At 57.6% G+C, this 12029-nt stretch carries 6 protein-coding genes; all 6 read left to right on the plus strand.

Annotated elements, in window-relative coordinates:
• Positions 1-26 precede the first annotated feature (26 nt).
• The 6 genes from AC3E6W_RS02175 to tuf all read left to right on the plus strand — a co-directional run bounded on the left by AC3E6W_RS02175 (position 27) and on the right by tuf (position 11609).
• Complete coding sequence (locus AC3E6W_RS02175) at positions 27-3938, plus strand: DNA-directed RNA polymerase subunit beta' (protein ID WP_070649847.1); 3912 nt, start codon at positions 27-29, stop codon at positions 3936-3938.
• Positions 3939-4545: 607 nt separating this feature from the next.
• A complete protein-coding gene (locus AC3E6W_RS02180; RefSeq protein WP_490652216.1) occupies positions 4546-6582 on the plus strand; it encodes a neutral/alkaline non-lysosomal ceramidase N-terminal domain-containing protein in 2037 nt (678 codons plus the stop codon).
• Positions 6583-7186: 604 nt separating this feature from the next.
• Positions 7187-7561: a 30S ribosomal protein S12 gene (rpsL, locus tag AC3E6W_RS02185; RefSeq protein ID WP_005504939.1), complete on the plus strand. Its 375-nt coding sequence runs from the start codon at positions 7187-7189 to the stop codon at positions 7559-7561.
• Positions 7561-8031: a 30S ribosomal protein S7 gene (gene rpsG, locus AC3E6W_RS02190; RefSeq protein WP_005504941.1), complete on the plus strand. Its 471-nt coding sequence runs from the start codon at positions 7561-7563 to the stop codon at positions 8029-8031. The genes rpsL and rpsG overlap by 1 nt, the downstream gene beginning before the upstream one ends.
• A 72-nt stretch (positions 8032-8103) precedes the next feature.
• Positions 8104-10218: an elongation factor G gene (gene fusA / locus AC3E6W_RS02195; protein ID WP_490652217.1), complete on the plus strand. Its 2115-nt coding sequence runs from the start codon at positions 8104-8106 to the stop codon at positions 10216-10218.
• 200 nt (positions 10219-10418) lie between these two features.
• Complete coding sequence (gene tuf, locus AC3E6W_RS02200) at positions 10419-11609, plus strand: elongation factor Tu (RefSeq protein ID WP_049331906.1); 1191 nt, start codon at positions 10419-10421, stop codon at positions 11607-11609.
• Positions 11610-12029 lie beyond the last annotated feature (420 nt).

Here is a 12029-nt window from a genome sequence, read left to right on the forward strand (position 1 = left end):
ACTTACAGAAAGAGATTAGGACCGATATGTCCAACGAATCTTCGCTTGGTTTGATGCGAATTGGCCTCGCCACCGCCGACGACATCCGTCGTTGGTCCTACGGTGAGGTTAAGAAGCCCGAGACCATCAACTACCGTACCCTGAAGCCCGAGAAGGACGGCCTCTTCGACGAGCGTATCTTCGGCCCCACTAAGGACTGGGAGTGCTACTGCGGTAAGTACAAGCGCGTGCGCTTCAAGGGCATCGTGTGTGAGCGCTGTGGCGTTGAGGTGACCCGCTCCAAGGTGCGTCGCGAGCGCATGGGCCACATTGAGCTGGCCGCTCCCGTGACCCACATTTGGTACTTCAAGGGTGTTCCTTCCCGCCTGGGTTACCTGCTGGATCTGGCTCCGAAGGACCTGGAGAAGGTCATCTACTTCGCTGCGTACATGATTACCAGCGTTGACGAGGAGGCTCGCCACGAGGACCTGCCCATGCTGCAGGCCGCTCATGACCGTGAGAAGCAGGAGCTTGAGGCCGCTCTGAACGCCGATGTGAACGCCATCAGCCGCGAGGTTGAGTCCGAACTGGCTCGTATTGAGGCAGAGGGTGGCAAGGCTGCTGAGAAGCGCAAGCTGCGCGATAACGCTGAGCGTCAGCTTGCCTCCGTGCGTAAGCGCTACGAGCGCGAGGCTGCTCACCTGGAGAACGTGTGGGAGCGTTTCAAGTCCCTGAAGGTCGCTGACCTCGAGGGTAACGAGGCTCTGTACCGTTCTATGGTGGACAAGTACGGCATGTACTTTGAGGGTGCCATGGGTGCCGAGGCTATCAAGAAGCGTCTGGAGTCTTTCGACCTGGAAGCTGAGGCCGAGGCTCTCAAGGAGATCATTCAGACCGGTAAGGGCCAGAAGAAGACCCGTGCCCTGAAGCGTCTGAAGGTTGTTAACGCCTTCCTGACCACCAACAACTCCCCGCTGGGTATGGTTCTGGACGTTGTTCCGGTCATCCCGCCGGAGCTGCGCCCGATGGTTCAGCTGGACGGTGGCCGCTTTGCGACCTCCGACCTGAACGACCTGTACCGTCGTGTGATCAACCGTAACAACCGCCTGAAGCGTCTGCTGGAGCTGGGCGCTCCCGAGATCATCGTGAACAACGAGAAGCGTATGCTGCAGGAAGCTGTGGACTCGCTCTTCGACAACGGCCGTCGTGGCCGTCCGGTGACCGGCCCCGGTAACCGTCCCCTGAAGTCTCTGTCGGACATGCTCAAGGGTAAGCAGGGCCGTTTCCGTCAGAACCTGCTGGGTAAGCGCGTGGACTACTCCGGTCGTTCCGTGATTGTGGTTGGTCCGCAGCTGCAGATGCACCAGTGTGGTCTGCCCAAGCAGATGGCGTTGGAGCTCTTCAAGCCCTTCGTCATGAAGCGTCTGGTGGAGCTGAGCCACGCTCAGAACATTAAGAGCGCTAAGCGTATGGTTGAGCGTTTCCGCCCGCAGGTTTGGGACGTTCTGGAAGAGGTTATCGCCGAGCACCCCGTGCTGCTGAACCGTGCACCTACCCTGCACCGCCTCGGTATTCAGGCATTTGAGCCGAAGCTGGTTGAGGGTAAGGCTATCCAGCTGCACCCGCTGGTTTGCTCCGCGTTCAACGCTGACTTCGATGGTGACCAGATGGCAGTTCACCTGCCGCTGTCTCCCGAGGCCCAGGCTGAGGCTCGTATCCTCATGCTGTCCTCGAACAACATCCTGAAGCCGTCGGATGGCCGTCCCGTGGCCGTTCCCTCGCAGGATATGATTATCGGTCTGTACCACCTGACCACTCCTCGCGATGGTCAGAAGAACGAGGGCCACGCTTTCTCCTCGGTTTCTGAGGCTCTGATGGCGATGGATCGTCACGAGATTGAGCTGTACACCAAGGTGAAGATCCTGCTGGACGGCGACCAGTTCGTTGCTCCCGAGGGCTGGGAAGCTCCCGAGGGATATAAGCCCGGCGACCCCGTGTTGCTGGACTGCACCGTTGGCCAGGTCCTGTTCAACCAGGCTCTGCCGAAGGACTACCCCTGGTTCACCGGTGTGGCAGACAAGAAGGGTCTGGGTAGCCTGATTAACGATCTGGCTGAACGTTACCCGATGGATGTTGTGGCTCGTGCCCTGGATAACCTGAAGAACGCAGGTTTCTACTGGGCATCCCGTTCGGGCGTGACCGTGGCCGTCTCCGATATTGCTACTCCCTCCGAGAAGCCGGCAATCATGGAGCGCTACGAGAAGCAGGCTGCCGCAATTCAGGACGACTTCGAGATCGGTACCATTGACGATGAAGAGCGTCGTCAGGAGCTGATTAAGGTTTGGACCGAGGCTACCGACGTGGTTGCTGAGGCTATGCGTGAGAACCTGAGCTCTCACGGCGGTCTGAACACCATTTACCGCATGGTGACCTCTGGTGCACGTGGTAACTGGATGCAGGTCCGTCAGATTGCGGGTATCCGTGGTCTGGTGTCGAACCCGAAGGGTGAGATTATGCCTCGCCCGATTAAGTCCTCCTACCGTGAGGGCCTGTCGGTTCTGGAGTACTTCATCGCAACCCACGGTGCACGTAAGGGTCTGGCTGATACCGCACTGCGTACCGCTAACTCGGGTTACCTGACCCGTCGTCTGGTGGATGTGTCGCAGGACGTTATCGTGCGTGAGCATGACTGTGGCACCCGCCGCGGTCTGATGCTCCCGCTGGTTGACGCCGACGGCAACCTGCACCCGGATGTTGAGACTTCGATTCACGGTCGTACCCTCGCGGTGGACGTGAAGGACGAGGCTGGCAACGTTTTGGCTGAGGCTGGCGCTGACGTTTCCGATGAGCTCATCGAGAAGCTGTTCAAGGCTGGTGTGAAGGAGCTGCGTGTCCGCTCGGTTCTGACCTGTGAGTCGGCTATCGGCGTGTGCGCACTGTGCTACGGCCGTTCGATGGCTTCGAACGTTCTGGTCGACATTGGTGAGGCTGTTGGTATTATTGCGGCTCAGTCGATTGGTGAGCCCGGTACCCAGCTGACCATGCGTACCTTCCACACCGGTGGTGTGGCGTCGGCAGACGATATTACCCAGGGTCTGCCCCGTATTCAGGAGCTGTTCGAGGCCCGTACCCCCAAGGGTGTCGCCCCGATTTCTGAGGTGTCCGGTCGCGTGACCATTGAGGATACCGAGAAGTCCTACAAGATTGTGGTGACCCCGGACGACGGTTCTGAGCCCCAGTCCTACACCGTTCTGCGCCGTGCGGCTTCTAAGCTGCAGAATGGCGATTACGTCCACGTCGGCGACCAGCTGGCTACCGGTTCTGTTGATCCGAAGGAGGTCCTGCGTATCCGCGGTCCTCGTGAGGCTCAGAAGCACCTGGTGAGTGAGGTTCAGGGCGTGTACAAGTCGCAGGGTGTGGAAATCCACGACAAGCACGTCGAGGTTATCGTCCGCCAGATGCTGCGTCGCGTGACCGTGATTGAGTCCGGTGACACCGACCTTCTGCCGGGTGAGCTGGTCGATAACATCGTCTTCCAGACCGCAAACCGCAAGGCTCTGCTCGAGGGCAAGAAGCCTGCTGCCGGTCGTCCCGAGATGATGGGTATTACCAAGGCTTCGCTGGCTACCGAGTCCTGGCTGTCGGCGGCCTCCTTCCAGGAGACCACCCGCGTTCTGACTCAGGCAGCTATGGAGGCTAAGACCGACCCGCTGCTCGGCCTGAAGGAGAACGTGATCATCGGTAAGCTGGTTCCTGCCGGTACCGGTCTGGCACGTTACAACGATATTGAGGTTGAGCCGAGCGCTCAGGCTACCGCTGAGCGTCTGCAGTCTCTGGACACCTTCGGCGGCGGTTACCCGAGCGCTTTCCAGATCGACAGCGAGGTGTACTCCTACGGTAACAACGGCGGTTTCCGTGCCGTTTCGCTGGATGAGTACGGCCGTGGCCTGGAGCTCTAAGCTTCCTGCTGCTCGCTAGGTCTGAAGCCTAAGCATTCATAAAAGCGCGGATACTCGAGATTTCTCTCGGGTATCCGCGCTTTTGCATATTCGCGTGTGGGTGGGATATGAGAGAGAAGGAACCCAGGCTTTTCCAATCACGATGGTTGTGACAGGGGTTAAGGGTTTTCTGAATCCTGTCTTTAAGATTTGATACGGGTGCGCGTTGAGTTCGTTGTTTCTCCAAAATATTTTGGGAGGATCTCGGCGGAAACAGAATTTACGCAGAGGGAAAAATTCTCTTGATTGCAAATTTTTGCGGTGGGGGAGGGTGGTTAGGTTTACTGAGTTTACTAGAGTAATCACCCCTTTATAGACCATTCATTCGTTTTTATTGAGCAATATAAAGAATATATATTCTTGTATATTAGGATGATTGGGTGATTGGAAAACGCTCTGACTTGGATTTACTCTTGAAGGCATGCATATCACTCCAGTCACTTCCGGATCGGGGGGAAATAGCTTCACCCTGCATACTTCCGGTATCGCTCCGTGTCCCTCGTTCCAGCAGGTATTCACGTCCTCGTCGGCAACGAAGGCCAAGAACTCTCTGTTTTCACGACTCGTCATGCCCAAACGATCTCTGGCACGTGTGGGCGCCGCCTGCCTGATTGCCGCCTCTGCAATTTTGCCTTCCGGCCAGATGGCCGGGGTGGCCCCCGCGGCTCAAGCCTCCCAAGCCACGCCCTACCTCGTGGGTGCCGGCGCAGCCGATATTACCGGTGAACCCGGCGAGGTCGGTTTCATGGGCTACGGCGAGACTTCCCAGAAGGGTAGTGGCGTGCATACCCGTCAGTATGCTCGCGCCTTTATTGTTGTTGACCGTGCCAGCGGTCAGCGTAACCTCATCGTGGTGTTGGATGCTCTCACTGGCTGGCAGTCTCTCCGAGATGAGCTGGTCAAGCGTATCCGCGCCGAGTATGGATCTGAATACTCGGAATCGAACATCATGATTACCGCAACTCATACGCATGCGACCCCGGGCGGCATTACCCACCAGAGCCTGTACAACATCACGACCCTGGGATTTCACCAGGACACCTTTAATGCCCAGGTTGAGGGAACCATGAAGGCCGTGCGTCAGGCAACGAGAGACCTGGCCCCTGGCAACCTGACGGTCTCGACCTCTAAGCTCACGGGTGTGGGTGTGAACCGTTCGCGCGAGGCTTATAACCGAGATTCGCAGGAGCTGCGTTCCAAGCTTCCGAACGGTACCGACCCGACTAACATGACCCTGCGTCTGGAGCGTAACGGTAAGACTCGCGCGGTGCTGAATTGGTACGCGTTGCACCCGACCTCTCTGACCTCGAAGAATACCCTGATTTCAAGCGATAACAAGGGCTACGCCGAGTATCTGCTGGAGAACCAGGATCACGGCATTGACCGTAATGTCCCGGGTAGCGGAGATGGTTTTGTGGCCGCTTTTGCCAATGCAAACGCCGGTGACGTTTCTCCGAATACGTGGCTCAAGCCGGGTCAGGGGCCCACCAAGGATGACCATCAGAACCTGAAGATTCAGGGGCAGAAGCAGGCAGATGCCGTGCGTGCCCAGCTCAAGAGCGCAGGTAACTCGGTAGGCACCGGCCTGGATTCGCGAATCTCCTACTTCAACTTCTCAGGTATGAACGTTGACGCAAAGTACACCGGAACCGGCCGTAACGAACGCACCTGTCAGGGATTCTTGGGCACCGCTTTTGGTGCCGGCTCGACCGAAGATGGCGGTGGCGGCTGGGATGTGTATAAGGAAGGTTCCGGACGTCCCTCGATTTTGGGATTCCTTGCTTTTACTCCGAGCTCCGCTCAGATTAGCTGTCAGAAACCGAAGGGTGTCCTCTTCTCTGCTAAAAATGGAACGATCATTCAGGAGAAGTTCCCCGTTCAGATTATGCGTTTCGGTGACTACTACCTGCTCGGTATGCCGGGCGAATTTACCGGCGCGGTGGGCGTGCAGTATCGTCAGGACGCCGCTAAGCTCTTCGGCGTGCCCGAGTCGCATATTATTCTGCAGGGGTACACCAACGCCTATGACCACTATGTGACGACCCCCGAGGAGTACGATTCGCAGCAGTACGAGGGCGGCGCAACCCTCTTTGGTCGTTATACCTCCAGCGCTTTCCGCCAGACGATTAACGAAGTGGGTACCTCCCTGAAGAACGGTACTTCTCTGAGTATCGGCGATCGTCCGCAGGATCGTCGACCGGTCTCCAGCGCTCAGGGCAAGGTCGTCTATGACAGCCCGATGTTTGGCACGCGATATGGGCAGGTCACTCAGCAGCCGCAGGACGCTATTGCCGGTCGGCAGGAGGTTTCCGCGCGCTTTGTCGGCGCTCACCCGAATAACAATATTCATCACGACGGTAGCTACTTCGTGATTGAGCGTCGAGAGGGCAATGCGTGGAAGTACTACACGGGCGATAACAACCCGGATACCTTCTACGAGTGGAAGCGCATGGGTATTGCCGCCTCGCAGGTGACGGTTCGTTGGAAGGTTCCCTTGAATACCCCAAAGGGCCAGTACCGCATTCGTTATTTCGGCACCGCAAAGAAGATTACGGGTGCGAAGACCAACTTTGAAGGTCAGACTCGCCAGTTCCAGGTTGTCTAAATACTGACAGCAACGGGATTGGGCGATGCTTGCGCCTTTGCCGGTACATGAGAAGTCGCCAAGAACTCGGGTTCTTGGCGACTTTTCGTATATTCGTATAACGGGGTGTCGGGGTGATGCCGTGGGAGTCGACAAGGACAGAATTGCAAACATGTAATTTAAGTGGTGCAAATCACTGGAAACTGCCTTCAATATCTGCTTAAAAGTGGAAAATCCGCGCAGTCCCGCTAGATTAAGCCGAGTTTAACCTGTATAGTCTTATGCGAAGTACTTGAGCTCGGTGTACTGGATCCACCCTTGGTGGGTTCCCTCGGGACTTTCCGAGGATACGGGCAAACGAATCAATGGCAGTATGGATACCGTCCTTTGGCGTTGCTTTTTGCTGACGCCTAAATGCCATTTTTACGTGTGCCCAAAAACTTTTCGTCTTCGGATGAAAAGGAGACAGAACTCGCCGAGAGTTGAGGAACCTATAGAAACCAACCGGAGTGCCCAGTGCACCCGAGCGTTTCTGATAACCGAGAGCACCCATCCGCCGCGATGGGGGCCAGTAAGTTTATACGGGCTTCTCTAACGAGAAACCCGATCAAGCAACGGAGAAAACGTGCCTACTATTCAGCAGCTGGTCCGTAAGGGCCGGACTCCCAAGGTCGTTAAGACCAAGGCGCCCGCACTGAAGGGCAACCCCATGAAGCGTGGCGTGTGCACCCGTGTGTACACCACCACCCCGAAGAAGCCGAACTCGGCACTGCGTAAGGTCGCTCGTGTCAAGCTCAACGGCGGCGTCGAGGTTACCGCATACATCCCCGGTGAGGGCCACAACCTGCAGGAGCACTCGATTGTGCTCGTTCGCGGTGGTCGTGTGAAGGACCTCCCCGGTGTTCGCTACAAGATCGTTCGTGGCGCTCTGGATACCCAGGGTGTTAAGGGTCGCGGCCAGGCTCGCTCCCGCTACGGCGCTAAGAAGGAGAAGAAGTAATGCCTCGTAAGGGTCCCGCTCCCAAGCGTCCCCTCGTAAACGATCCTGTTTACGGTTCTGCGCTGGTCACTCAGCTGATCAACAAGGTTCTGCTGGACGGTAAGAAGTCCGTCGCAGAGCGCATCGTCTACGGTGCCCTCGAGGGCGTCGAGAAGAAGACCGGTTCCGATCCGGTCGCAACCCTGAAGAAGGCTATGGACAACATCAAGCCTTCTCTCGAGGTTCGCTCCCGCCGCGTTGGCGGTGCAACCTACCAGGTTCCGGTTGAGGTTCGCCCCGGCCGTTCCACCGCTCTGGCTCTCCGCTGGCTCGTTGGCTTCTCCAAGCAGCGCCGCGAGAAGACCATGACTGAGCGTCTGATGAACGAGATCCTGGATGCGTCCAACGGTCTCGGTGCCGCTGTGAAGCGTCGCGAGGACACTCACAAGATGGCCGAGTCCAACAAGGCCTTCGCACACTACCGCTGGTAATTCTCCGTTTAGAGCCTGCCGAGTCGATTCGAGTCGGCAGGCTTTCGGAGTATCTCATTTAGGGAGAATAACGTGGCACTTGACGTGTTCACCGACCTTAACAAGGTCCGCAACATCGGTATTATGGCGCACATCGACGCCGGTAAGACCACCACCACTGAGCGCATTCTGTTCTACACCGGTATTAACCACAAGATCGGTGAGACCCACGACGGCGCTTCCACCATGGACTGGATGGCTCAGGAGCAGGAGCGAGGTATTACCATTACCTCCGCAGCAACCACCTGCTTCTGGAAGGACAACCAGATCAACATTATCGACACCCCCGGTCACGTCGACTTCACCGTTGAGGTTGAGCGCTCCCTGCGCGTCCTCGACGGCGCAGTTGCTGTGTTCGACGGCAAGGAAGGTGTTGAGCCCCAGTCTGAGACCGTTTGGCGCCAGGCTGACAAGTACGATGTCCCCCGTATCTGCTTCGTCAACAAGATGGACAAGATGGGTGCTGACTTCTACTTCACCGTTCAGACCATCATCGACCGCCTGGGCGCACGTCCGCTGGTTGTTCAGCTCCCCATCGGCGCTGAGAGCGACTTCCTCGGTGTTGTTGACCTGCTCGAAATGAAGGCATACGTCTGGCCCGGCGACGCCAAGGGTGACGTGAGCATGGGTGCTTCTTACGAGGTTCAGGACATTCCTGCTGACCTGGTTGAGAAGGCTGAGCAGTACCGCTCCGAGCTGGTTGAGGCTGTTGCTGAGTCCAGCGAAGAGCTCATGGAGAAGTACCTCGAAGAGGGCGAACTGACTATCCCCGAGATCAAGGCTGGTATCCGTCAGCTCGTGATCGCAGGCGAGGCATTCCCCGTTCTCTGTGGTTCTGCATTCAAGAACCGCGGTGTTCAGCCCATGCTGGACGCTGTGATCGAGTACCTGCCCTCCCCGCTGGACGTTCCGGACGTTGTCGGCTCCAACCCCTCCAACGAGGAAGAGAAGCTGACCCGTAAGGCATCCGCAGACGAGCCCTTCGCAGCACTGGCGTTCAAGGTTGCAGCTCACCCGTTCTACGGTCAGCTGACCTACACCCGTGTTTACTCCGGTGTTGCAGCTCAGGGCCAGCAGGTTCTGAACTCCACCAAGGGTAAGAAGGAGCGCATCGGTAAGCTCTTCCAGATGCACTCCAACAAGGAGAACCCTGTTGAGGAGATCACCGCAGGTCACATTTACGCAGCAATCGGTCTGAAGGACACCACCACCGGTGACACCCTGTGCGACCCCGCACACCCGATTGTTCTCGAGTCGATGACCTTCCCCGACCCCGTGATCTTCGTGGCTATTGAGCCCAAGACCAAGGGCGACCAGGAGAAGATGTCCACCGCTATCCAGAAGCTTTCCGCTGAGGACCCCACCTTCACCGTTTCGCTGAACGAAGAAACCGGTCAGACCGAAATTGGTGGTATGGGTGAGCTGCACCTGGACATCATCGTTGACCGTATGAAGCGCGAGTTCAAGGTTGAGGCTAACGTTGGTAAGCCTCAGGTTGCTTACCGCGAGACCATCAAGAAGGCAGTCGAGAAGGTCGACTACACCCACAAGAAGCAGACCGGTGGTTCCGGTCAGTTCGCAAAGGTGCAGGTCTCCTTCGAGCCCCTGCCCCTGGATGGCGAAGAGCTGTACCTGTTCGAGGACAAGGTCACCGGTGGCCGCGTTCCTCGCGAGTACATCCCCTCGGTCGACGCTGGTATCCAGGACGCCATGAAGTTCGGTGTCCTCGCTGGCTACCCGATGGTGGGCGTGAAGGCAACCCTGCTCGACGGTGCTTACCACGACGTCGACTCCTCCGAAATGGCGTTCAAGATCGCCGGTTCGATGGTCTTCAAGGAAGGCGCTAAGCGCGCTAACCCGGTCCTGCTCGAGCCGCTGATGGACGTTGAGGTTCGTACCCCCGAGGAGTACATGGGCGACGTGATCGGCGACCTGAACTCCCGCCGTGGCCAGGTTCGTTCCATGGAGGACGCATCCGGCGTGAAGATCATCAAGGCTCTCGTGCCGCTGACCGAAATGTTCGGTTACATTGGCGACCTGCGTGGTAAGACCCAGGGTCGTGCAGTGTTCTCGATGGCATTCGATAGCTACGGCGAGGTTCCCAAGAACGTCGCTGACGAGATCATCCAGAAGAGCCGCGGCGAGTAATTCTCGCGACTCACCCGTGGGCCACGGGGTAAAACCCGTGGCCCACAGCGAAATTTTTCCATTAAATCCATCATTGAGAGCATGGACAGTTTCATCTCTGCGGTGTAATCCGCTATTGTAGACGCTAGACCGTTTTATAACGGGATGCGCCGGAGTGAAGATCCGCGTGCATGTTTTCAATCGTTCTAGGAGGAACACTCTTGGCTAAGGCTAAGTTCGAGCGCTCCAAGCCTCACGTTAACGTCGGTACCATTGGTCACGTTGACCACGGTAAGACCACCCTGACCGCAGCAATCTCCAAGGTTCTGGCTGACAAGTACCCGGACCTGAACGAGAAGCGCGACTTCGGTATGATCGACTCCGCTCCCGAGGAGCGCCAGCGCGGTATTACCATTAACATTGCTCACATTGAGTACCAGACCGAGAAGCGCCACTACGCACACGTTGACGCTCCCGGCCACGCTGACTACGTCAAGAACATGATTACCGGTGCGGCTCAGATGGACGGCGCAATCCTCGTGGTTGCTGCTACCGACGGCCCCATGGCACAGACCCGCGAGCACGTTCTGCTCGCTCGCCAGGTTGGCGTCCCCACCCTGCTGGTTGCACTGAACAAGGCAGACATGGTTGACGACGAAGAGCTCCTCGACCTCGTCGAGATGGAGGTCCGTGACCTCCTCTCCTCGCAGGAGTTCGACGGCGACAACGCCCCTGTCATTCGCGTTTCCGCACTGAAGGCTCTCGAAGGCGATCCCGAGTGGGTTGCTAAGATCGAGGAGCTCATGGACGCAGTCGACACCTACATCCCGGACCCCGTGCGTGAGAAGGACAAGCCCTTCCTCATGCCCATCGAGGACGTCTTCACCATCACCGGTCGTGGCACCGTGGTGACCGGCCGTGCAGAGCGCGGTACCCTGAAGCTGAACTCCGAGGTCGAGATCGTTGGTATCCGCCCGATCCAGAAGACCACCGTTACCGGTATCGAGATGTTCCACAAGCAGCTCGACGAGGCATGGGCAGGCGAGAACTGTGGTCTGCTGCTGCGTGGTCTGAAGCGCGACGATGTTGAGCGTGGTCAGGTTGTCGTGGAGCCGGGCTCCATCACCCCCCACACCGAGTTCGAGGCAAACGTCTACATCCTCTCCAAGGATGAGGGTGGCCGTCACAACCCCTTCTACTCCAACTACCGTCCTCAGTTCTACTTCCGTACCACTGACGTGACCGGCGTTATCACCCTCCCCGAGGGCACCGAGATGGTTATGCCCGGTGACAACACCGAGATGACCGTTGACCTGATTCAGCCCATCGCAATGGAAGAGGGCCTCGGCTTCGCTATCCGTGAGGGTGGCCGCACCGTTGGTTCGGGTCGCGTTACCAAGATCATCAAGTAATTGCCGTAAACTTTACGACAATTCGCTGGTGACCTGCCGGAGGGTTTTCCCCTCCACCAGGTAGCGATACTTAAGGACCCCCGCAGTTTTGCGGGGGTCCTTTTGTTATGCCCAGAACCGGTCTCGTAGTGGTCTTGCCATAGCACCTAGACAAAATCGTAGGCCGACCAGCGCAGGACCGGGCCGGATAACCCCCTCACGGTACCCGAGCATTTAGAAGGGACCACACAGAAAAATACGGGGGAAGAAAATCTAGAAGAAGAGCAACGGGGCGGAGGACAGGCCACGAAAGTGCGCGGGGCTTCGGAAACGTTCTGCCCTGTGACCGCAGACCTTGCTAGTTGTTCCTCGTCGCAATGGGGGATGGCGGAAGCGACAAAGAAGCGGCCCTCAGCCGTATGAAGCTGAGGGCCGCTTGAA

This window comes from Rothia sp. SCPM-O-B-18226 (M350) (assembly GCF_058213595.1).

What these genes read in the sequence shown, in the direction of transcription:
- AC3E6W_RS02175 (WP_070649847.1), top strand. Translation starts at nt 27, where the DNA reads ATGTCCAACGAATCTTCGCTTGGTTTGATGCGAATTGGCCTCGCCACC.
- AC3E6W_RS02180 (WP_490652216.1), top strand. Translation starts at nt 4,546, where the DNA reads ATGCCCAAACGATCTCTGGCACGTGTGGGCGCCGCCTGCCTGATTGCC.
- rpsG (WP_005504941.1), top strand. Translation starts at nt 7,561, where the DNA reads ATGCCTCGTAAGGGTCCCGCTCCCAAGCGTCCCCTCGTAAACGATCCT.